This is a genomic window from Frankia sp. QA3 (genome assembly GCF_000262465.1).
Taxonomy (GTDB): Bacteria; Actinomycetota; Actinomycetes; order Frankiales; family Frankiaceae; genus Frankia.
In genome coordinates this window covers 4,762,309-4,783,646 of the sequence record NZ_CM001489.1, presented here as the reverse complement: position 1 = coordinate 4,783,646, position 21,338 = coordinate 4,762,309, and the positions used below count along the sequence as shown (strand labels likewise).

Genomic DNA, 21,338 nt, shown 5'->3' with positions numbered 1-21,338 from the left:
GGCGGGGGCCGGCAGCCAATATGTTGTTCTCGTTTTCGCGTCGTCCGGATGAGGCGGCGGCAGGCGGCATCGTGCGTGGCGAGCCGCGCTGCTCCGGATCGACTGGACCCCCAGGTGCGGTGCCCGGTCGGATCGGGGAGGCACTGCCTGTCCGGGGAGGCACTGCCTGTCCGGGGAGGCACTGCCTGTCCGGGGAGGCACTGCCTGTCCGGGGAGGCACTGCCTGTCCGGGTAGGCCGGCCGGGCCGGCCAGGTGCGACTGGCACGGACCGGGTAGACCCGCCGCCAGAGGGCGGGTCGGCCGCCAGGTCTCCCGCCGGCGAGGGGTGCTCCCCGCCGAGGGTGCCCCGCCGGTGAGGGGTGCCCCGCCGCCGAGGGTGCCCCGCCGCCAGGTGCGAGAGGAGTGGCGATGAGCTCGTCTATCGAGGCGCAGCGGCCCACCGCGGCCCCGCGGTCGTCTCCCGGCCGGACACACGAGGTGACCAACCAGCCGCCGCCGCTGGTCGGCCACGACGCGTCCGCGGATCCGGCCCTACTGGCGGCGCTGGTCCGGGAGGGTGCCGGCTGGCATGTGGACGCCCTGCACCGCCTGGGGCGGTTGGCCGGCACCGAACAGGCGCGGCGCTGGGCGGAGGAGGCCGACCGGTTCCCGCCCGAGCTGCGCACGCACGACCGCTACGGCAACCGCGTCGACGAGGTCGACTTTCACCCGTCCTGGCACGCGCTGCTCGAGGTGGCCGTGCGGGAGGGGCTGACCGGGGCGCCGTGGGCGGACCCACGCCCGGGCGCGCACGTCGCGCGGGCGGCGAACATGCTCGTCTGGGGCACCGTCGAGCAGGGACACCTGTGCCCCGTTTCGATGACCTACGCCGTGGTCCCGGCGCTGCGGGCCGAGCCCGATCTAGCGGCCAGGTACGAACCGTTGCTCGCCAGCCGGGTCTACGACCCCGGGCTGCGCCCGCCGGAGGGCAAGGCCGGGCTGCTCGCCGGCATGGGCATGACCGAGAAGCAGGGCGGTTCGGACGTCCGGACGAACACGACGACGGCGACGCCGGCCGCGGATGGCACCTACCGGCTACGAGGCCACAAGTGGTTCACCAGTGCGCCGATGAACGACGTCTTTCTGGTCCTGGCGCAGGCACCCGGCGGGTTGTCCTGTTTTTGGGTGCCGCGGGTGCTTCCAGATGGCGGCCGTAACACATTCCGCATTCAGCGTCTGAAGGACAAGCTCGGCAACCGCAGCAATGCCAGCAGCGAACCTGAGTTCGATGACACCGTGGCCTGGCTGGTCGGCGCGGAGGGGCGTGGGGTCCGCGTCATCATCGAGATGGTGGCCATGACCCGACTCGACGCCAGCCTCGGGTCCGCGGCCGGGATGCGGGCCGCGGTCACGGCGGCCGCGCATCACGTGCGCCACCGGTGGGCCTTCGGGACCCGGTTGATCGACGCCCCGCTGATGCGTAACGTGCTGGCCGATCTGGCCTTGGAGTCCGAGGCGGCGACCACCCTGGTGATGCGGGTCGCGGGAGCTGTCGACCGGGCGGCTCGTGGCGACCGCGGCGAGCAGGCGTTCAAGCGCCTGGCGACGGCCGTGGCGAAGTACTGGGTGTGCAAGCGGGCGCCGGGCGTGGCCGCCGAGGCCCTCGAATGCCTCGGCGGCAACGGCTATGTGGAGGAGTCGGGCATGCCCCGGCTCTACCGGGAGGCACCCCTCAACGGGATCTGGGAGGGCTCGGGCAACGTCAATGCGCTCGACGTGCTGCGGGCGCTCGAACGCGAACCGGACGGCCTCGACGCGCTGTCCGTGCACATTGAGGCGGCCCGCGGCGCGGACGCCCGGCTCGATCGGGCCTGGGACCGGCTGCGCGCGGAATTGCCCCGGGCGGCGGCCGATCCGTTCGCCGCGCGCCGCGTCGTCGAGCGGTTGGCGCTCGTTATGCAGGGTTCTCTGCTCGTCCGGCATGCCCCGGCCGCCGTTGCGGACGCGTTCTGCGCGAGCCGGGTCGCCGGTGACGGGGGTCTCGCTTTCGGAACGTTGCCGTCCGGGGTTGATATCGCAGGTATCCTCGACCGGATTGCTTCGGTGGGTACCGCTACCGATTCAATCGGTGATATCCGTCACGGGCGGGATGATGGCAGAATCTCTTTGTAATTCCCTTGCGACGAATAGCGATGGATCGCCCCTAGCCTGGTAGGCGACTGCGCCCCGGGGGTTTCCATGATGTACTTCTGCCTGGCAGTCGCCGGGCTGATACTGATCGCAGGAGTTCTCGGTCTGGTACGCGGACGGGCCGAGTGGGCATGGATCCCCGATCGCCGCCGGGCCGGGATCGTCACCGGCGCCGGTGTGGTGGCTCTCGTCGCGTTCGGGCTGCTCGCGGCGCAGGGTATCGGGACCGGCGACGGCAGCGATCATGATCCGGCCTCGAACAGCGTCTTCCTGGTCCCGCCCGCGTCCGGCTCGTCCTCGCCCTTGGCCACGCCTGGGCGCGACGGGCAGTCGGGCGCGCCGGTGCAGGTGGACACGACGAAGGGCGACAAGACCTATGCCCAGCCCACCGATGACGTGACGGACAGCCGCGCGCCGGGCGGCTCGCACTACCCGCGGGCCACCCCGTCCAGCCGGGCGCGCACCGGCGGCCCGGGTCTGGTGGTGGGCGTGCCCCCCGCACCCGGCGGGTCCCACCGCGCGGGCGGCACGAGCACGCCGCCGCGAGGTACCACCCGCCAGCCCGCGAAGACGGACCGGCCGCCGGCCGCCTCCCCCGGGCGCCCCGGGGGCACGGCGGTCCGGACGACCTCGCCGGCGCGCGGCGGTGGGGCGAGCACCGTACCCTCGACGTCCAACGGCCCCAGGGGCAGCCAGCCTCCGGCCGGCAACGGGAACACCGGCGGGTCTGGTGGTTCCGGGGGTTCCGGGTCTGGTGGTTCCGGGGGTTCCGGGTCTGGTGGTTCTGGTGGTTCCGGGTCTGGTGGTTCCGGTGGTTCCGGAAGTGGCAGCTCTGGTGGCTCTGGCAGCTCTGGTGGGTCCGGAAGCGGCAGTTCCGGCAGTCCGGGTGGGTCCGGAAGCGGTGGTTCGGGCGGTTCCGAGGGGTCTGGTGGTTCGGGCGATTCCGAGGGCTCCGATGGAGGCGTCCGGGGCAAGCCTGCGACGGGCAAGCCTGCGACGGGTAAGCCGCCTGCGACGGGCAAGCCTGCGACGGGCAAGCCTGCGACGGGCAAGCCTGCGACGGGTAAGCCGCCTGCGACGGGCAAGCCTGCGACGGGTAAGCCGCCTGCGACGGGCAAGCCTGCGACGGGTAAGCCTGCGACGGGCAAGCCTGCGACGGGCAAGCCTGCGACGGGTAAGCCTGCGACGGGCAAGCCTGCGACGGGGTCTCCTGGCGGGACCGATCGCCCCACCACCGGCTCGTCCAAGCCGCGCGACTCGGCGCCCCGGACGCCGTCCACGCCGAGCCGCGGCGACTCCTGGCGCGGCCAGTCCGACGACAAGACCGACAGTCCATCCACCACGAAGTCCCCGGGCCGAACCTCGCCTCGTGGGGGCAGCCGGTCCGACTACACCGCCCGCCCGACGCCCTCGCCCGGCCCGGCCTCGACCGGCGCGGGTGAGGCCGGCGGGTCCGGCGCCAGCACGGAAAGCCCCCTCGATGGAGGGATCGGTACCGCCGCCGGCGCCTCCGCGAGTTCCGAACATGCCGGCTCGATCGCGCGGGGCTAGACGAATACGTCTTATCCGGCTGGCGGAACTGTCATTGTCATGATCGCTGGGCTAGGGGCGTCGTCGATCACCGGACCCGGGCATCGTCCCACCCGCCACCGACAGAAAACCGCCACGAACCACCAGACCGGATCGCCTCCGCCCCCGATCCCGCCCCGGCCTCCGACCCGTCTCCGATCCCGAACCGGCTCCTCGACCTGACCCCGAAGCCGATAGTCGATCACGGTGTTCCCTAAGGAACCGGGACCGGGACCTGAACCCGAGACCGACAGTCGATCATGGTGTTCCGCGGAACCCGAACCAGCCCCACGGCCCATCGTCACCCCGCCGCACGCCGGGCGACAGCGGCCTCGACACGCCGAAGGACCACCAGCCCGCAGCCCCGACGCACGGGCCGCGTCCACGACGCACGGCGCGACCGAAGATCCGGCCGTGGCACACACCCTCACCGGTTCTGCGCCGTGGATGCCCGGCGGTGACCGGGCCCGGTGAGCCCCATCGGCCCGGCAGGCGCGAGAAGGAACACCACGGCAAGCCGCCGCCGTCCCGATCCGATCCGATTGTCGATCTTCACCCACGGTGCGCCGAGGAGAGTGCACAAGCCCTGCGTCACACCATGATCCTCAGAGCCCTCTCTCCCTGCCCGGCCACCGACTTCGTCTGAGTCACTGCGACGAGCCGCCCGCCCCCGACTGGTGCAGATCAGGCCGCGCCTGGGGCGACGAGGGACGACCGGTAGTCGAACGTCCTACTTTGACCGGCCAGCCGGTCGGCCCCGCGCGGCGGAAGGGCGGACCGGCGGGGAGAGCTGGCACGCGCGGGCTGGCGGGCGGCACACCGACACGACCTTCACGGTATCGGTAGTACTACTCTGGGTGAGTTACGGTTCGAGCTCCCGTGCAGACGATGCGACCTGGGGGCCTGATGTCGATGTTCGCCATGGTCATGGCGCTGGTCGCCGTCGCGGTGATGCTCGTCGGCATCGCCGGCACCCTGCGCGGACAGGTGGGCTGGGGCCGCATCTCCGGCCGGCGCCGCGGGCTGACCGTCGCGGCCGGCGGCTTCACGGTCGCCGTGACCGCCTTCGGCTTCTCCGCCCCCGCCGGTTCGGGAGGGGACGACGCCCGCCTGCAGACGACCAGCGCGACCGACGCCCGCCTCGGGCTCGGCGCACAGCCGCGGGACGGGAACCCACCCTGGCAGCCGGGCGGCGCGCCGGTCTCCTTGGTGCCGACGCTGCCACCGTTGCCCGCCTCGATCTACGGGTCGCCCGGGACCGCCGGCGGTGCCGCCGCCGCGGACGGCACCGGACGGACGGCGCCGCCGTATCCCGCCGGGTCCCTCGATGACGCGTCCGACGGCGGCGGCCTGGCCGCCGGTGAATCCGACCGGGTCCGTGGCGGCGATCCCGACCGCCTTGACCGGGGCGGGGACATCGGCGGGGACGGGGACATCGACCGTGGCGGAGATCTCGGGCAGGGCGGAGATATCGGGCAGGGCGGGGACATCGGGCAGGGCGGGGACATCGGGCAGGGCGGGGACGAGGACGGTGCGCGCTTCGCCGCAGGCCCGGACGGCGGCGACAGCGATGGGTGGAACGGCTGGCCCGGCCGCGGGCGCTCCGGGTCCAGCCGGGGCGGCCGATCCGCCGGTGACTACCCGGACGGCGATGCCTACCGGGACAACGTCCACCCCGGCAACGCCGTCCACCCCGGCAACGCCGTCCACCCCGGGGCCGCCGGCTACTCGGGAGCCCCCGCCCACCCCGGAGCGGCCGGCTACTCGGGAGCCGGTTCGTACTCGGGCGCCGGCGTCGCGTCCAGTGGTCCGGGCGGCGTCACCTCGCGCACGCGGGTGCAAGGGCGGCCCACCGCGGGTTCCGGTCCGACCTCCGTAGCCAGGTCCGGCTCCCGCCCCGACAGCCGTGGCGTCGCCGACAGCCGTGGCGTCGCCGACAGCCGTGGCGTCGCCGACAGCCGTGGCGTTGCCGGCTCCGGTGGGGGCGTTTCCGGAGCCGGTACCGCGGCGCGGCCCGCGGCCACGGCGGTACCGGGCGCCGGTCGGGCGTCGGCACAGCCCGGCGTGGTGATCGGGCCACTGCCGCAGGTGCGGGTCGACCCCGGGGCGGCGGGAGCCGACCAGAGCTGCTCCGCGGATGGTTCCGCGCCGCTGGTCGTGTTCGGCATCGGCGCCGCGGGCTGCTGATGGACGGATCGGCCGGGCCCGATGGTCAATCGGCCGGGCCCGATGGTCAGACGGACGGCGCCGCCACCGCGCGCCGGGCCGAGACGAGAGCGCTCACTGCGGGGAGGTTCACCGATCCCCAGGCGTCGAGCTGCGTGGGGAGCTCGGCGAGCGCCGAGTCGAGGACGAAGATCCCGGTGGTCGGGCAGGCCGCGCCGATCTCGACAAGCACGGGGCGCAGGTGCACCTCCACCGCCAGGGCGTGCTGCGGTGCGGCGGCCACCTGGACCGGGATGGCCGGCAGGCCGGCGAGCTCACCGCCGCCGATCTGGTCGAGGAGCAGCTTGAGCAGCCCGGTGTAGGTCGCCTTGTAGGTGGGCGTGGCGATGACGAGGACGTCGGCCGCCCGGATGCTGGACAGGGCCGCCCCGACGGTCGGATCGCCCCAGCCGAGCAGGCCGGCACCCAGCTCGCTGACCTCGATGACCTCCGCCGACGTCTCGAAGCCGCTCGCTGCCAGCGCGGTGGCGACGCGTCCGGCCACCGCCTCGGCGACCTGCCTGGTCCGGGAGGCCGGCTTCGGGTTCCCCACGACACTGACGATCCGGCACGGTTCCATCGGGTTGCCTCCCTGTCCGGTCGCGGGACCATGACCCGCGAGTCGCTGGAACCGACGGCGCTTCCGCCCGGTGTCGGCGGCCGCAGTCTATCCGGGATCCGTCGGTGCACGGCAACAGTCAGGCCTGCATCAACCCGGACGGTTACACGACGATGGCCGCTTTATTGCGCCGCTCGCGGCGTCTTCGGGCCACCGGGCGGGCCGGCCGGATCGGGCTGCGGCGGTCACCGAAGCGGGGCCGCGGGCCGGCATGCCAATCCGGCCCGGGCATAGTTGCCGAGGCCGGATGGGGCGGGAAGGAGAAAGGCCGGGCTTGGGAATTGTTGAACGCGGGAGGGGTGCGTCCGCCCTCGCTCGAATGCCGCGCGCCGAGACGGCGGTCAGCGGGCGTGGAGGGCGAAAGTGTAGAAGATGGCGAGCGGCCACAGCAGGGTCGCCACCAGGGCGGTGAAGAAACTACTCAGCGCGTGGCCGTCCCAGTCCGTGAAGTTCCAGTAGTCCTGGCTCGCGGTGATGACCACTCCAACGATGAGATAGAGAAGCGTACCGAGGCTGATGCTGCTGGTTCGGGTCCCAACCCGGGTGGCCATGACTGCTCCTTCAGCGGGGGTGATCCTTGACTGTCGCAGGATTACCCGCTATCCGCCCACCTACACGTGCTTGTCTGGTTGTTCTTCTCGGCGGAATGCCACTGCGGCGGCCGGGGATGCCGGCTCGGACGGCGCCCTTCCGGCCGGTTCGCCGAGGTGGGGCAGCGCGTCGAACGCCCCCCGATGGCGGACCGTCCAGGCCGCCGCGGCGAGGCCCGCCTCGACGGCGGTCTCGACGAGGCCGGCTGGCAGGGGGCCCGAGGAGGGGACGCGGGGCTCGGCGGCGCCGGCGGCGAACAGGACGTGGGTGAGCGCGGCGGTGAACGCGTCGGAGGCGGCGGTGGTGTCGACGACGCTCGTCGGATGGGCCGGGCGCGCCCACCCCCGGGCGCCGTCCCACACCGCGACCCCGTGTTCCGCCCGGGTGACGCACACCAGCGGTGTCGCGAACCGGCGGCCGAACGCGGCCGCCAGCTCCGCCCCGGGCCCAGTGGCCGCCGGATCGCCGGCCGCCGCCAGCAGCAGCCTGGCCTCCTGCTCGTTCGGGGTGGCGGCGCTGACGCGGTCCCAGGGCAGGTCGACCAGGGCCGCCGCGGCGGAGCGTTCGGGCGGCGCGGGATGGACCACCAGTGCCACGCCGGCCGCCAGGGCGTGGTCGACGGCCGCGCGCACGGTCGCCGGCGGCGGGTCGAAGGTCACGATGACCGCGCGGGCGGAGTGGATGGCGTCCCGGGCCGTGGTCAGGTCGGCGGTGGTGAGCTCGACCGCCTCCGCCCAGCGGCAGAGGAACGCGGTGCGGCCGTCGGGGTGGGCGAGCACCACGCAGACCGGTGTCGCCGCGGCGGCGCGGACCGCCATGGTCGCGGTGTCGACCCCTTCGGCCCGCAGCACGGCGAGCAGCTCACGGCCGGTCGTGTCCCCGCCGACCACGCCGACGGCGCGGACCGGCACGCCGCGGCGGGCGAGCGCCACCGCCTGGTTCAGGCCCTTGCCGCCGGGCCGGGTCCGCACGGCGTCGACCCGCAGATCGTCTCCCCAGGCCGGCAGCGTGTCCGTGGTGACGATGCAGTCGAGGCAGAACCCGCCGACGACCACCACACCCGTCCTGCTCACCGGGGTCAGGGTAGTCGGCCGGCCCGGGCGCGGCGTGCGGATACCGCGCAGCCGGTGCGGAAGACCTCGGGTCTGGGGGCAGTCGGACCATGGAGGAGCCCTGCATCACGAGCTGGGTGTAACCCGGGTGTGGGCTGATACGGCCATTTTCGTGGCCTTTTCGTGTCCCAGTCGGACCTCGTTTTGGGTAGGCGCAGGCTGGCTCGATGCTTTCGCCATGCCCGACCCGCACGCCATTGTCGGCACCCGATAAAGTACCGCCGTGCCTATTCCCTATACCGTCGCCGCGCGGGCGACCCCGCCGCCGTTGCCGATCGTCCCGAATATTGCACCATCAAAATCCGTGCACCTCGGTCCGTCGAACGTCATGCCTAATTTTGATATATTCCTGTTCCTGGCCGTTCTGGCCGTCGTCCTGGCCGGCCTGCTGGTCGCCCGTGGGCTGTGGGCCGGCCTGGCCCGGCGGCGAGTGAGCACGACCCGCCCGGCCGCCCGCGGCGAACTGGTGGCTGCTTTTCCGCTGCTCCAGCCGGTCCCCGCCGCTGGAAACCGCGAAGTCGGGGAAATGGAAATGTCAGCCCGCCTCGGCGGTGTCGGTCGAACCGGTGCCGGTCGGCCCGTCAGGGTCAGACCGGCGACCATTCCTGTGCCTGTATAACCAGTCCGGACCAGTCTGCTCCCTGGCTTCTGGCCCGCTTCGCGAGCGAGAGAATTCCGTTCGACAACCAACTGCTCGGCCGGACCGCCGAGGCGGCCAGCGCCCTGGTGGCCAGAATCTCCGCCTCGTCCAGATCGCGCCCTCGCATCGCCGCCGACGCCTGGTAGAGCCGCACGGCTGCGAGCGCGCCGGACGCCCGGGAACGGTCGAACAGATCGGCGGCCTCTCCCAGCCGTTGTTGGCCCTCGTCCAACGCGCCCGCGGCGACGAGCGCCGCACCGCCGAATGTCGGCAGATAGCCCGGATGGATGCCGTCGAGGCTGTATCCCAACGACCCCTGGGGTAGCTTCGCGGCGATCGAGTCCGCCGAGCGCAGCACGGCCACAATGCCGTCCGTCGGCATGTGGCGGGCCGCCATGATGTGCGCCTCGGTGGTGATCGCGAGGATCGCGGTGTGCGCGTGCGGCGCCGCGGCTCGGGCGGTCCGGGCGAGCTGCAGGCCGTCGGAGGTGCTACCGAAGGAGTAGGCCGCGAGTTCGGCCAGCACGACTCCGGCGTGGGCGGCGGTGGTGGTGTCCCCGACGTGTTTCGCGAGGACCAGCGCCGCCCGCGCCGCGACCGTCGCCCGGCCCGGCGCTCCGCTGTCGCCCTGGGCCACCGAGGTCATCAGGAGGATCCGGCCGTGCGCCCGCACCCAGTCCTGACGCAGGGCCGCGCCCAGCCGCCAGCGCCCGATGGTGCGGGCGTGGTGCTCGAGGGTCCCGAGCCGTTCGACGAGCTCCGCCGGCGGGGTCGTCTCCCAGCGGCGGGCGAGCGTCTCCAGCGTTGCTTCGACTCGCTCCAGGGCCACCCGGCTGTCCATCGTCGAGGAGGTCATGTCGGCCGCCCCGACACTGAGGAGGGCACCGACGAGCGCACTCGAGGTGACGAGCGTCCGGCGGTCCGTCGAGGCGTCCATGCGGCACTCCTGACGGTCGCGACCTGGCGGACCGGGCACGTGCCCGGCATACCTGCACGCGCAGCCATGATGTTCTCCGCCCGAGGGTCTCAACTCAGTAAGCCAACGATAACCGCTTAAGGATTACTATGCCGGTTCGGCGCTGACTTCGGGACTTTAGTCGGCCGCTTTCTCCCACCGTGGTGCCGTTGTACGCCCGCTTTGGCCGCCGCCTCCGCGCCGCGGATCTAAGCGGAAACGGCCGAAAGCCCGTCCAGCGCCGTGCGCAGATCGGCCGCGAGGTCGTCGGCGGATTCGATGCCGACCGAGAGCCGCACGAGCTCCGCCGGCACGGCGAGCGGTGAGCCCGCGACCGATGCGTGGGTCATACTCGCCGGATGCTCGATCAGGGATTCCACCCCGCCGAGTGACTCGGCGAGGGTGAACAGTCTGGTCCGCCCGCACAGCTCGATCGCGGCCTGCGGGCCGTCCCGCAGCGTGAACGAGACCATCCCGCCGAAGTCGCGCATCTGTTTGGCGGCGATCCCGTACCCGGCATGACCAGGCATGCCCGGGTAGCACACCGCGGCGACCGCCGGATGCGCCGCCAGCTGGGTGGCGATGAGGCGGGCGTTGGCGCAGTGCCGATCCATCCGCACGGAGAGCGTCTTGATACCGCGCAGTACGAGCCAGCAGTCGAACGGCCCGGGGACGGCGCCGGCCGCGTTCTGCAGGAATCGTAGCCGCGTGCCGAGCTCCGGATCGCTCACCACGACGGCTCCACCCACGACGTCGCTGTGGCCGCCGAGGTATTTCGTGGTGGAGTGCACCACGGCGTCGGCGCCGAGGGTCAGCGGCTGCTGCAGGTAGGGCGAGGCAAACGTGTTGTCCACGGCGAGCAGCGCGCCGGCGTCGTGGGCGAGCGACGCGAGCGCGGCGATGTCGGCGATCGTCAGCAGCGGGTTCGTCGGCGTCTCGCACCACACCAGGCGGGTCACGCCCGGGCGGACCGCGGCCCGGGTCGCCTCCAGGTCGGTGAGGTCGACGCTGCTGTGTTCGACCCCCCACTCGGCGAGGACGCGGGCGATGAGCCGGTAGGTCCCGCCGTAGGCGTCGGCCGGGATGATCACATGGTCGCCGGGGCGGCACACCGCCCGCAACAGTGTGTCGGTCGCCGCCATGCCGGCGGAGAAGGCGAGGCCCACCCGGCCGCACTCCAGCGCGGCGAGGCAGGTTTCCAGGGCCGCTCGGGTCGGGTTCCCGGAGCGGGCGTACTCGTAGCCGCCTCGCAGCCCGCCCACCCCGTCCTGGGCGAACGTCGAGGACAGGTGGATCGGGGGGGCCACCGCTCCGGTGACCGGATCGGGCTCCTGCCCGGCATGGATCGCGATCGTCTCGAACCCATCGGCGAACTCGTCGGCATGCATGACGCCACGCTACGGCGTGAGGGCCAGGAAACTGAGCAGGTCGGCGCGGGTGAGGATCCCGACCGGACTGCCCTCGTCGTGCACCAGGACCGCCGGCTCGTCGCCCAGCACCGCGACGATCCGGGACAGCGGCTCGCCGACACCCACCATCGGCAGCGGCGGGGACAGGTGGGCGCTCACGGGGGCGTCGACGGCGGACCGGTCGGCGAAGACCGCGGCGAGCAGGTGCCGTTCGATCACGGAGCCCGCCACCTCGGCCGCGCGTAGCGGCGGTTCGTGGCGGACCACCGGCATCTGCGAGACGTTGTACTCCCGCAGGTAGGAGATGGCCGCGCCGACCGTCTCGTCCGGATGGACGTGCACGAGGTCGGGCGGGCCGCTGGTCTGCGCGCTTTTGTGCCGCAGGGCGTCGGCGACGGCCGGGCCGTTCGACGGCGGCTCCAGGAAACCGTACTCGTACATCCACTCGTCGTTGAAGATCTTCGACAGATAGCCGCGGCCCGAGTCGGGGAGCAGGACCACGACGACGTCGTCGGGACCGAGGCCGCCGGCGACGCGCAGCGCCGCGACCACGGCCAGCCCGCAGGACCCGCCGAGCAGCAGCCCGCATCGGCGGGCGAGCTCCCGGGTCATCAGGAACGAGTCGCGGTCGCTGACCGCCTCCACCCGGTCGACGACCCTCTTGTCGTAGGTCGTCGGCCAGATGTCCTCGCCGACCCCCTCGACGAGATAGGGCCGCCCGCTGCCGCCGGAGTAGACCGACCCCTCCGGATCCGCGCCGACGATCTGTACGGCGCCGCCGGACACCTCCTTCAGATAGCGCCCCACGCCGCTGATCGTGCCCCCGGTGCCGATGCCGGCGACGAAGTGCGTGACGCGGCCGTCGGTCGCCCGCCAGATCTCCGGCCCGGTGGTGGCCTGATGCGCGGCCGGGTTGTGGGGGTTGGAGTACTGGTCCGGGCTCCAACCGCCCGGGGTCTCCCGGACCAGCCGGCGGGCCACCTCGTAGTAGGAGCGGGGATCGTCGGGGGGCACCGCCGTCGGGCAGACGACGACCTCCGCCCCATAGGCGCGCAGGACCGCCCGCTTTTCTTCGCTGATCTTGTCCGGCATCGTGAACACGCAGCGGTAGCCCCGCCGCGCCGCCACCAGCACCAGGCCGACCCCGGTGTTGCCGCTGGTCGGCTCGATGATGGTGCCGCCCGGCCGCAACTGGCCCGCCTCCTCGGCGGCGGCGACCATCGCCAGCGCCACCCGGTCCTTCACCGAGCCGCCCGGATTGAGATATTCGAGCTTGCCCAGCACTGGTGCCGGGGTCTCGGCGATCCCCGGCGTCAACCTGACCAGGGGCGTGTCACCGACGAGGTCGACGACGTGGTCGAACACCTGCATACCGGTCAGCCACCTATCACTGCGGTCGAGAACGCGGGACGGTCGTGCGACGTCCGGAACTACTGTCGTCGACGGTAGCGAGTCGGGCCCACCGCTGCCCGCTCCCCGCCGGATGCGTCGGATGCTGACGGTGAACCCGTGGGAAGTGGGTAAAGGTCAGCACTCGGTGGGTAAAGTTCCGCAGGCGATGTCCGCCCGCGTTGCGGCTGGCGCCCGCGGGCGTCAGCGACGACCGGTCTCGATCCGGGAGAGGGTGCGCGAATGCGTGTCGTGCTCAACGTCATCTGGCTGGTGCTCTGCGGTATCTGGCTTGCCATCGGTTATGCCCTGGCGGCACTGATCTGCTTCATCCTCATCATCACCATTCCGTTCGGCATCGCGTCATTGCGGATGGCCAACTTCGCGCTGTGGCCGTTCGGTCGGCGGGTCGTCGACCGCCCGGACGCCGGCGGGGCGTCCCTGGTCGGCAACATTCTGTGGATCATTCTCGCCGGCTGGTGGCTCGCCCTCGGGCATCTCACCACCGGGATCGCGCTGTGCCTGACCATCATCGGTATTCCGCTCGGCCTGGCGAACTTCAAGCTCATCCCGGTGTCGCTGATGCCGCTGGGCAAGGAGATCGTGGACGTGGACAGCCCGGTCCCCGCCTGAGCGGCTCGTCGCCGCAGCGGGTCCCTGCCGCCGCCACGTTCCCTGCCGCCGCGTCTCCTGCCACCGCCACGTCGCTCGGGCCGCGGCACCGGGCCGGTGATGTCCGCCGGCCCGGCGCGCCGGCTCAGCGGCCCAGCGCCGCCTGTAGGTCGCGGACGTGCTCCTGGGTCTGTTCGAGCAGGGGGCGCAGCGCCTCGGCGACGTCGGCGAGGCCCAGTTCGTTGGCCTGGCTGAACCGCTCGCGGTACCGGTCGAGCTGCTCGGACTCCAACCGGAGATCGTCGTGCAGCGCTTCCTGGGCCCCGTTCGACGGGTGGACCTGGGCTACGTCGACGGTCGGCGTCCCGCCGAGGAAGGAGATCTGCTCGGCCAGGATCTGGGCGTGACTGAGCTCCTGCGGCAGGTGCCGCTTGATCTCGTCGGCGACGTTCAGGTACTCGGCGCCCGTGATGACCGCGCCGTGCTGGATGTACTGGACGATCGACTGGTACTCGGAGCTGAGGTCGTCGTTGAGCAGCTTGACGAAGGTCTCCCGATCCATGCCCTGTGTCCTCCCCTGTCTCAGGCTCCGCCGGGATGGCGTCCGGGCGGTCTGAGCGGGGATGCCCGTTCTCGGCGCAGTCATGCCTTGACGGCACCTCGGTTGCCTGCCCGGAGCCGGCGCGCCGTCACCGCCCCCGGCCGCGCCGCTTGCGTTCCGGCCCGGCAAGGATGTCGGGTTCGCCCCCGGCCGCCTTGGCGCCGCGGCGCCCGCGGGCGTTCTCCGGGGACGCGGCGGTGCGGGTAGCCTCCTGGGCTCGTCGTTGGAACGCCTCGATCACGGGCGTGGGGCCGGTCGGGGCCGAATGCAGGGAGTCCGACGCCGGGGAGGGCAGCGGACCCGCCGCGCTCCAGCCGGAGGGGCTCGGCTGCTCCCCGACGAGTTCGCTGAACGCGACGATCGGACGGTCCCGGCGGTAGTGATGACCGGCGCGGTGGCCCTGCCGCCGCTGGATGGGCGCCGTCACCGGTTCCCCGGACTCGGTCGGGGGCACCGGCGTCCCCTCGGATTCCTCGGCCGGGCCGCGGGTCTGGAACCAGCCGAAGTGCGCGTTCTTTCCGCGTAGCACGGCGTTCTCGGAACGGACGATCACCAGGAGCGCGGTGGCGAAGGCGGCTCGCATGCGGGCCTCGACCAGCTGCCGTTCGAGATCGGCGACGTACGCCGGATCGATGGCCGCGCTCGATACCCGGTCGGTGTCCGGGTCGCTCGTCGGCCCGAACGCCTGAAGATGCAGCGGCCGACACCGCTCGAGCTGTGCCACCCGCTGCGACTGATCCTCCGGGTACAGCAGCTCCACGTAGTTCTCGATGACATTCCAGTCGATCTGCTTCTCGCCCCGGAACTGGCGGCTGAGATCGCGTGCCCGGGCGCGCCGGATCTTGATATCTTCGCTGTCGGACCAAACTTTCCGCACCACCATCTCGTAACTCACCCGGTAAGGGCGGTTCAGTTCATGCAGATGGTGCAGCAGCGTGAGCTGACTCCGGTTTTCGAGTTCGGGTCTTGGTCCTCGAGGGCGAGCGCCGGAAAGAGTCATCGACAGTCCATCCGATCGTTGTGACGGTGCGCCTGCGAGCGAACTGGCGTCGGCCTCCGTTCCCCATGCAACGTCACTACGAGTCATCGGCATCCGGTCCCCCCGGGGGCGGCGCCCCGGGCATGGGTCGACGCGCAGCTCGCACTGACACTATCGGTTCCTTTCCGCCGCGGACCGGTGGTTGCGCACCTACGACTACGCGCGCACACGCTCCGGTGTCAACTGTCCTGGCATGGTGCTCCCGGGCCGGAATAATATGGCTGCTTACGCCACCTCACCGAAATCTGTTGCGTCGACAACCCTCCGCTCGGAGGCGGGGGCGCATGGCCGAAGTCGCGTATCGGCGGCCGGCGTCGGCCCGGCCGCGGTACGATCGGGCATCCCGACCATCGGCATGCGGACGATCCGGAACCCGCGGCGGTGATCATCGCTCTTCTTGGGCGCCGGAGCGGCGTCGGGGTATCCCGGCTGCCGAAAACGCCGGGAAACATCGATCCCCCCGAAAATTCGGGTGCGGAAAAGGTTCGCCACCGCTGGTGGCCGTTAGCCGGCGGCCATCGGCTGGTGGCCATTGGCTGGTGGCCATTGGCTGGTGGTCGCTGGTCAGGATCGGTTGTCGGCTCGCCGTCGGTTGCCGCGCGTGATCGTCGCACTTTGATCATCGCAGGAGGCGTCCCCTCGAAGTTTTGGATGGATAACGCACCGTCAACCTTCCATCGACGCAGCCACATCGTCGAGATGGCCGCGCTCGATCGGAAACGCCTTGACCTGACGTCGGGTTGAGGCCGTAAGGTCGCCACGCGTCCATGGCGCGTCACCCGTCGTCAGGCGGAGCGTGCGACCGCTGTCCCGTCATCCACCACCCGCCAGTGGATCATGGGGGTCGCCGCTCGCCGTAGCCGTCATGACGGTGGGGGACCTGCTCGGTGTCCCACGACTGCGGGACGCCCTGGTCGACCGGGTATCGCCGCTGCAGAGAGGGACCGCATGCTCATCCGACTTCTGCGGGCGCATCTGGCCCGCTACCAGCGGCCCATCGCGATCCTCGTGGCGCTGCAACTGGTCTCGACGATCGGCATGCTATATCTGCCGACCCTGAACGCCGACATCATCGACCACGGAGTGGTGGTCGGCGACACGGGTTACATCCTGCGGATCGGCGGGGTCATGCTCGGCGTCAGCATCGTGCAGCTCGTCTGCGCGGGCGCGGCGGTCTTCTTCGGCGCGCGGACGGCGATGGCCATCGGGCGGGACCTGCGGGCGGCGGTGTTCGACCGGGTGCAGGCCTTCTCGGTCCGCGAGGTCGGCCGCTTCGGCGCTCCCTCGCTCATCACGCGGGCGACCAACGACGTCCAGCAGGTGCAGATGCTGGTGCTGCTCAGCTTCACGCTGATGGTCTCCGCGCCGATCATGTGCATCGGCGGCATCATCCTCGCGGTGAACCAGGACGCCGGGCTGTCCCTGCTCCTGGTCGTGATCGTCCCGATCCTCGCGGTCATCATCACGCTGATCGTGCGGCGGATGCGTCCGCTCGGGCGGGCCATGCAGGAGCACCTGGACACGGTCAACCGGATCCTGCGCGAGCAGATCACGGGGCTGCGGGTCATCCGTGCCTTCGTCCGCGACGACCACGAGCGGCGGCGGTTCGGGGTGGCCAACACCGAGCTGACCGACGTCTCGCTGCGTTTCGGCCGCCTGATGGCATTGATGTTCCCGCTGGTGCTCACGGTCGTGAACTTCTCCAGCGTCGCGGTGCTCTGGTTCGGGGCGCACCGCATCGACGCGGGCCACATGCAGATCGGCGCGCTGACCGCGTTCCTCAGCTACCTCATGCAGATTCTCATGTCGGTCATGATGGCGACGTTCATGTTCATGATGATCCCGCGCGCGGAGGTCTGCGCCGAACGCATCCAGGACGTGCTGGCGACGGACTCCTCGCTGCGGCCGCCGGACAATCCGGTGCGCGAGCTGCGGGCTCACGGCCTGCTGGAGCTGCGGGGGGTGGGCTTCCACTACCCGGGGGCGGAGGACCCGGTGCTGCGCGGCGTCAGCCTCACCGCCCGCCCCGGCCAGACGACCGCCGTCATCGGCAGCACGGGCAGTGGGAAGACGACCCTGCTCGGCCTCATCCCGCGGCTCGCCGAGACGACCGAAGGCGCCGTGCTGGTCGACGGGGTCGACGTCCGCGACATCGATCCGGCCGTGCTCGCGCGTACCGTCGGCGTCGTGCCGCAGCGGCCGTACCTGTTCTCCGGGACCGTCGCGTCGAACCTGCGCTACGGCAATCCCGACGCCACCGACGACGAGCTCTGGCAGGCCCTGGAGACCGCGCAGGCGAGGGAGTTCGTCGAGGCGATGCCGGACGGGCTCGACACCCCGATCGCCCAGGGCGGCACGAACGTCTCCGGCGGGCAGCGCCAGCGGCTCTGCATCGCCCGGCTGCTGGTCCACCGCCCCGAGATCTACCTGTTCGACGACTCCTTCTCGGCCCTCGACTACGCCACCGACGCCCGCCTGCGGGCGGCGCTGGCCCAGGAGACGGCCGACGCGACCGTCGTGATCGTCGCCCAGCGGGTGGCCACCATCCGCGACGCCGACCAGATCGTCGTGCTGGAACGCGGCGAGGTGGTCGGGGTGGGCACCCATCACCAGCTCATGGCCGACAACCCGACCTACCGCGAGATCGTGCTCTCGCAGCTCACCGAGCAGGAGGCCGCGTGAGCGGGACCGCTCCCACGCCGGCACCACGCCGTGCCCCGGCTCCGATGGCCGGCCCGGCGCGTTTCCTCGGTGGTCAGGGCGCCGCCGAGAAGTCCGCGGACTTCGCCGGTTCGGGCCGGCGGCTGCTGCGCCTGCTGCGGCCGCAGCGCCATCTGCTGACGGTCGCCGTGGGGTTGGCGACGGTGAGCGTCGGACTCACCGTGACCGGGCCCCGGCTGCTCGGCCAGGCCACCGACCTGGTGTTCGCGGGGATCTTCAGCCGGCGGCTGCCCGCCGGGACGTCGAAGGAGCAGAACGTCGCCGCGCTGCGGGCCGCCGGGCACGGGACCCAGGCCGACCTGCTCGCCTCGCTGGACGTCACGCCCGGCCGGGGGATGGACTTCGGCGCGATCGGCACGGTGCTGCTGTGGGTCGCCATCGTCTACGCGCTCGCCGGGATCTGCGGTGTGCTGCAGGCCCACCTCACGAACCTGGCGATCCAGCGGGTGATCGGCGAGCTGCGCGAGGACGTGCAGCGCAAGATCTCGCGGCTGCCCACCCGCTACTTCGACAGCCAGCCGCGCGGGGAGGTGCTCAGCCGGGTCACCAACGACATCGACAACCTCGGTCAGAGCCTCCAGCAGAGCGTGTCGCAGATCGTCGTCTCGGGGCTGACCATCCTCGGCGTGCTGTCGATGATGTTCTGGATCTCCTGGGAGCTCGCCCTGATCGCGCTGGTGACGGTGCCGCTGTCGGTCGTGGTGGCGACGCGCGTCGGCAAGCTCGCCCAGCCGCAGTTCGTCGCCCAGTGGAAGATCACGGGCCGGCTCAACGCCCACGTCGAGGAGATGTACACCGGGCACACCCTCGTCCGCGCGTTCGGTCGTCAGGAGGAGTCGGCCCGGACCTTCCAGGAGTACAACGAGCAGTTGTACGCGGCGAGTTGGCGGGCCCAGTCCATCTCCGGGTTCATGCAGCCGGCGATGATGTTCATCGGCAACCTCAACTACGTCCTGGTGGCCGTGATCGGCGGTCTGCGGGTGGCCTCGGGGGCGCTGTCGATCGGCGACGTCCAGGCGTTCATCCAGTACTCGCGCCAGTTCAGCCAGCCGCTGTCGCAGGCCGCCAGCATGGCGAACCTCGTCCAGTCCGGGGTGGCCTCCGCGGAGCGGGTGTTCGACCTGCTGGACACCGCCGAGCAGGAGCCCGACCCGGTAGCGCCGGCGCGTCCCGAGCAGCTGCGCGGCCGGGTCGCGTTCGAGCACGTCGCGTTCCGCTACAAGCCGGACAAGCCGCTGATCGAGGATCTCTCCCTGGTCGCCGAGCCGGGCCACACGATCGCGATCGTGGGTCCCACCGGGGCCGGCAAGACGACGCTGATCAACCTGCTGATGCGCTTCTACGACGTGACCTCGGGGCGGATCACCCTCGACGGCGTCGACATCGCCGCCATGACCCGCGACGAGCTGCGCGCCCAGATCGGCATGGTGCTGCAGGACACCTGGCTGTTCGGCGGCACCATCGCCGAGAACATCGCCTACGGGGCCGAGGGCGTCACCCGTGAGCAGGTCGTGGCGGCGGCCCGGGCCGCCCACGTCGACCGCTTCGTGCGCACCCTTCCGGCCGGCTACGACACGGTGCTCGACGACGAGGGGACCGGCGTCAGCGGTGGCGAGAAGCAGCTGATCACCATCGCCCGCGCGTTCCTCGTCGAACCGTTGATCCTGGTCCTCGACGAGGCCACGAGCTCGGTGGACACCCGCACGGAGGTCCTCATCCAGCAGGCCATGTCGACGCTGCGGGCGGGCCGGACCGCCTTCGTCATCGCCCACCGGCTGTCCACCATCCGCGACGCCGACACCATCCTGGTGATGGAGAACGGCGGGATCGTCGAACAGGGCGATCACGTCGGGCTGCTCGCCGCGGGCGGCGCGTACGCCCGGCTGTACCAGTCGCAGTTCGCCCAGGCCGCCGTGGAGATCTGAGCGCCGCACGTCGGGGAAGGGAGATGTTCGAAGCGGCGTCCGCTCTCATCCTCCGGAGACGGCCTCCTCCGGAGGAGGCCGCTCGGCGGCAAGGGTCGCGGGGGGGGGGGGCACCTTCGGGCCTTTCGGGGGCGGAGCGGTGGCACGACGGTGTACGGGTCGCGGCGGGGGACTCGCCTGACCGCGCGGCTGGCCGGGCGGCCAGGCGCCCGACCAGCCGCTTCGCGCCGCGTCCGGCGATGCCGGTCCACCGAGGATGTAGCCGTCCGAAGGGGGGATCGCGGAATTGGCAGTCGGGAAACGGCTTGGTGGCCGCGGTTGTCAATGAGCTGATTGCACCTACTGGCCTCCTTCTCTGGGCCGGCTCATACCGGAGAAGTTCGTACGAAAGCCCAGGTCGGAGCCCCACCGAAAGGAGGGAGGCGGGTCGGAATTACGGTGGGTGGCCGCTCGGAATTCCCTCTTGCCCGCTCGCTCGGGCTGTCACAGGAAGATCCTGTCCTCGGGCGGCGTGCGGTCAGTTGATCAGGGTGATGAGCTGGCGGCCGTCCTGCCAGGTTCCGGTCACGTCGGAGAAGGAGTTGTCCTTCCAGCGCAGCAGCCGCACGGCGGTGTTGCAGACGGCCGGGAAGATCTCGATCTGCTTGCCGTCGCAGGTGTACGGATGGGCCATGACGTTCGGCTGGTCGTGCGTGGCGCGCAGCGCGGTGAGCAGGCCGTCCGAGCTCGGCTGCGGGGCCTTCGCCAGCAGGGCCCGGATGTCGAGCACGGTCGAGAAGGCGCCCTGCGACGCCGAGGTGCGGTCCGCCTCTCGCACCGCCTTGCGGAAGGCCGCCGTGTCGGCGTCCCCACCGCTGGTCCCGACGGGGAGGTAGCTGGAGGCGAAGTAGAGGTTGTCGGTGCGGCCGCCGGCGGCCCGCGGCACCGCGGGCGTGGCGCAGGCGCCGACGAAATAGATGTCGCTGTGAATGTTCAGTGCGGCCGCGGCCTGGACGATCCGGGCGCACGCCGCCGCCTGGAAAACGACGATAATGGCGTCCGGGTTGCCGGCGGCGGCCTGGGTGAGAGCGGGCGCGAAGTCTGCCGCGTCAGCTTTCTCGGCGATCAGCCGGACGTCGGTGACGCCCTTCTTGCGGAGAATGTTCTGGGATCCCTTGATGGCGGCTGTGAGCAGTCCGGGCAGGTCCACGTACAATGCGTGTGCGCTGCGAATGTGTCGGGTGCCGGTGAGGTAGTCAGTGAGGCCGAGTAGTTCCGCGACCGTGCCGCCGGAAAGTGTGAACGCGTTCTTGGAATTAAGTTCCCCGCTGAGCTGCGGGGAGCCGGTGACGTAGGGGATATGGGCCGCCTCGTAGACCGGCATCGCGGCCTGCGTGCCGAAATCGATGCCGCCGACCACCGCGATCGGCTTTTCCGCGACGAGCCGGTTGGCGCAGTTCTGGGAGGATTCCGGGGAACCGTCGGTGGCGCAGGTCGCCAGCCGCAGCGGTCGCCCGCCGACGCCGCCGAGCGCGGCATTCGCGTGGTCCACGGCGGCCTGCGCCGCCCGCCGGGTCTCCGGGTATGACCCGAGAGTGCTGTTCTCGACGGTGACGAAGCCGAGGGTCACCGGCGGCCCGGTCAGGCGGCTCGCCGTGGCGCCGCCGGCTGCGTCGCCCGACGAGCCACCACGCTGGCTCGTGCATCCGGCGCCGGCCATGGCGACGGACAGGGCGACGGAGAACGCGAGGAGGACGCGGGAAGCTTGTCTCACGGGCGCTCAAGCTACACTCCATCTCACC

17 protein-coding genes are annotated in these 21,338 nt (G+C 71.5%); 7 read left to right on the top strand and 10 right to left on the bottom strand.

Going from position 1 to position 21,338, the window contains the following annotated elements; translation table 11 throughout:
* Nucleotides 1–409 precede the first annotated feature (409 nt).
* Nucleotides 410–2,152, top strand: coding sequence for an acyl-CoA dehydrogenase family protein (locus tag FRAQA3DRAFT_RS19630; RefSeq protein WP_009740798.1), 1,743 nt, complete (start codon nucleotides 410–412; stop codon nucleotides 2,150–2,152).
* 446 nt (nucleotides 2,153–2,598) lie between these two features.
* Here the strand turns inward: FRAQA3DRAFT_RS19630 and FRAQA3DRAFT_RS35245 are convergent, their stop codons facing one another.
* Nucleotides 2,599–2,880: a hypothetical protein gene (locus tag FRAQA3DRAFT_RS35245; RefSeq protein ID WP_157467496.1), complete on the bottom strand. Its 282-nt coding sequence runs from the start codon at nucleotides 2,878–2,880 to the stop codon at nucleotides 2,599–2,601.
* Between the two features lie 245 nt (nucleotides 2,881–3,125).
* On the opposite strand from FRAQA3DRAFT_RS35245, the gene FRAQA3DRAFT_RS38855 reads away from it, so the two are divergent.
* Nucleotides 3,126–3,764, top strand: a complete 639-nt coding sequence (locus FRAQA3DRAFT_RS38855; protein ID WP_083873640.1) for a pentapeptide repeat-containing protein — start codon at nucleotides 3,126–3,128, stop codon at nucleotides 3,762–3,764.
* Between the two features lie 854 nt (nucleotides 3,765–4,618).
* Entirely contained in the window at nucleotides 4,619–5,926 is a 1,308-nt protein-coding gene (locus FRAQA3DRAFT_RS19620) for a hypothetical protein (RefSeq protein ID WP_157467494.1), read from the top strand.
* Nucleotides 5,927–5,972: 46 nt separating this feature from the next.
* Here FRAQA3DRAFT_RS19620 and FRAQA3DRAFT_RS19615 read toward each other — a convergent pair whose 3' ends face one another.
* The 6 genes from FRAQA3DRAFT_RS19615 to FRAQA3DRAFT_RS19590 all read right to left on the bottom strand — a co-directional run bounded on the left by FRAQA3DRAFT_RS19615 (nucleotide 5,973) and on the right by FRAQA3DRAFT_RS19590 (nucleotide 12,641).
* On the bottom strand, nucleotides 5,973–6,524 hold the full coding sequence (locus FRAQA3DRAFT_RS19615) for an NADPH-dependent FMN reductase (protein WP_009740793.1): 552 nt from the start codon (nucleotides 6,522–6,524) through the stop codon (nucleotides 5,973–5,975).
* Nucleotides 6,525–6,904: 380 nt separating this feature from the next.
* Nucleotides 6,905–7,114 (bottom strand): hypothetical protein, encoded by a 210-nt coding sequence (locus tag FRAQA3DRAFT_RS19610; RefSeq protein ID WP_009740792.1) that lies wholly within the window; start codon nucleotides 7,112–7,114, stop codon nucleotides 6,905–6,907.
* Nucleotides 7,115–7,174: 60 nt separating this feature from the next.
* Nucleotides 7,175–8,227 (bottom strand): PfkB family carbohydrate kinase, encoded by a 1,053-nt coding sequence (locus FRAQA3DRAFT_RS19605; protein ID WP_157467493.1) that lies wholly within the window; start codon nucleotides 8,225–8,227, stop codon nucleotides 7,175–7,177.
* Nucleotides 8,228–8,853: 626 nt separating this feature from the next.
* The gene (locus tag FRAQA3DRAFT_RS19600; RefSeq protein ID WP_009740790.1) at nucleotides 8,854–9,843 is read right to left on the bottom strand and encodes a hypothetical protein; all 990 of its coding nucleotides are present in this window, start codon (nucleotides 9,841–9,843) and stop codon (nucleotides 8,854–8,856) included.
* 227 nt (nucleotides 9,844–10,070) lie between these two features.
* Nucleotides 10,071–11,249 carry a cystathionine gamma-synthase gene (locus tag FRAQA3DRAFT_RS19595; RefSeq protein ID WP_009740789.1) on the bottom strand — a complete coding sequence of 393 codons (1,179 nt, stop codon included), beginning with the start codon at nucleotides 11,247–11,249 and terminating at the stop codon, nucleotides 10,071–10,073.
* A 9-nt stretch (nucleotides 11,250–11,258) separates the two neighbouring features.
* Nucleotides 11,259–12,641, bottom strand: a complete 1,383-nt coding sequence (locus FRAQA3DRAFT_RS19590) for a cystathionine beta-synthase (RefSeq protein WP_009740788.1) — start codon at nucleotides 12,639–12,641, stop codon at nucleotides 11,259–11,261.
* 261 nt (nucleotides 12,642–12,902) lie between these two features.
* Here FRAQA3DRAFT_RS19590 and FRAQA3DRAFT_RS19585 point away from each other — a divergent pair, with 261 nt between their 5' ends.
* Nucleotides 12,903–13,292: a YccF domain-containing protein gene (locus tag FRAQA3DRAFT_RS19585; protein WP_009740787.1), complete on the top strand. Its 390-nt coding sequence runs from the start codon at nucleotides 12,903–12,905 to the stop codon at nucleotides 13,290–13,292.
* A 124-nt stretch (nucleotides 13,293–13,416) separates the two neighbouring features.
* Here the strand turns inward: FRAQA3DRAFT_RS19585 and FRAQA3DRAFT_RS19580 are convergent, their stop codons facing one another.
* Both FRAQA3DRAFT_RS19580 and FRAQA3DRAFT_RS19575 read right to left on the bottom strand, forming a co-directional pair.
* A complete protein-coding gene (locus tag FRAQA3DRAFT_RS19580) occupies nucleotides 13,417–13,833 on the bottom strand; it encodes a ferritin-like domain-containing protein (RefSeq protein WP_009740786.1) in 417 nt (138 codons plus the stop codon).
* A gap of 127 nt (nucleotides 13,834–13,960) precedes the next feature.
* Nucleotides 13,961–14,755: a hypothetical protein gene (locus FRAQA3DRAFT_RS19575; RefSeq protein WP_232291667.1), complete on the bottom strand. Its 795-nt coding sequence runs from the start codon at nucleotides 14,753–14,755 to the stop codon at nucleotides 13,961–13,963.
* 537 nt (nucleotides 14,756–15,292) lie between these two features.
* Here FRAQA3DRAFT_RS19575 and FRAQA3DRAFT_RS35240 point away from each other — a divergent pair.
* From FRAQA3DRAFT_RS35240 to FRAQA3DRAFT_RS19565, 3 genes are all read left to right on the top strand, one after another.
* Nucleotides 15,293–15,655, top strand: coding sequence for a hypothetical protein (locus FRAQA3DRAFT_RS35240; RefSeq protein WP_157467490.1), 363 nt, complete (start codon nucleotides 15,293–15,295; stop codon nucleotides 15,653–15,655).
* A gap of 204 nt (nucleotides 15,656–15,859) precedes the next feature.
* On the top strand, nucleotides 15,860–17,593 hold the full coding sequence (locus FRAQA3DRAFT_RS19570) for an ABC transporter ATP-binding protein (protein WP_009740784.1): 1,734 nt from the start codon (nucleotides 15,860–15,862) through the stop codon (nucleotides 17,591–17,593).
* 44 nt (nucleotides 17,594–17,637) lie between these two features.
* Nucleotides 17,638–19,557 (top strand): ABC transporter ATP-binding protein, encoded by a 1,920-nt coding sequence (locus FRAQA3DRAFT_RS19565; protein ID WP_035921204.1) that lies wholly within the window; start codon nucleotides 17,638–17,640, stop codon nucleotides 19,555–19,557.
* Nucleotides 19,558–20,074: 517 nt separating this feature from the next.
* Here the strand turns inward: FRAQA3DRAFT_RS19565 and FRAQA3DRAFT_RS19560 are convergent.
* Complete coding sequence (locus FRAQA3DRAFT_RS19560; protein ID WP_009740782.1) at nucleotides 20,075–21,310, bottom strand: ABC transporter substrate-binding protein; 1,236 nt, start codon at nucleotides 21,308–21,310, stop codon at nucleotides 20,075–20,077.
* Nucleotides 21,311–21,338 lie beyond the last annotated feature (28 nt).

Coding starts and splice junctions, on each gene's coding strand:
- FRAQA3DRAFT_RS19630 (WP_009740798.1), top strand. CDS start 410: ATGAGCTCGTCTATCGAGGCGCAGCGGCCCACCGCGGCCCCGCGGTCG.
- FRAQA3DRAFT_RS38855 (WP_083873640.1), top strand. CDS start 3,126: ATGGAGGCGTCCGGGGCAAGCCTGCGACGGGCAAGCCTGCGACGGGTA.
- FRAQA3DRAFT_RS19615 (WP_009740793.1), bottom strand. CDS start 6,524: ATGGAACCGTGCCGGATCGTCAGTGTCGTGGGGAACCCGAAGCCGGCC.
- FRAQA3DRAFT_RS19610 (WP_009740792.1), bottom strand. CDS start 7,114: ATGGCCACCCGGGTTGGGACCCGAACCAGCAGCATCAGCCTCGGTACG.
- FRAQA3DRAFT_RS19600 (WP_009740790.1), bottom strand. CDS start 9,843: ATGGACGCCTCGACGGACCGCCGGACGCTCGTCACCTCGAGTGCGCTC.
- FRAQA3DRAFT_RS19595 (WP_009740789.1), bottom strand. CDS start 11,249: ATGCATGCCGACGAGTTCGCCGATGGGTTCGAGACGATCGCGATCCAT.
- FRAQA3DRAFT_RS19590 (WP_009740788.1), bottom strand. CDS start 12,641: ATGCAGGTGTTCGACCACGTCGTCGACCTCGTCGGTGACACGCCCCTG.
- FRAQA3DRAFT_RS19585 (WP_009740787.1), top strand. CDS start 12,903: ATGCGTGTCGTGCTCAACGTCATCTGGCTGGTGCTCTGCGGTATCTGG.
- FRAQA3DRAFT_RS19580 (WP_009740786.1), bottom strand. CDS start 13,833: ATGGATCGGGAGACCTTCGTCAAGCTGCTCAACGACGACCTCAGCTCC.
- FRAQA3DRAFT_RS19575 (WP_232291667.1), bottom strand. CDS start 14,755: ATGGTGGTGCGGAAAGTTTGGTCCGACAGCGAAGATATCAAGATCCGG.
- FRAQA3DRAFT_RS19570 (WP_009740784.1), top strand. CDS start 15,860: ATGCTCATCCGACTTCTGCGGGCGCATCTGGCCCGCTACCAGCGGCCC.
- FRAQA3DRAFT_RS19565 (WP_035921204.1), top strand. CDS start 17,638: ATGGCCGGCCCGGCGCGTTTCCTCGGTGGTCAGGGCGCCGCCGAGAAG.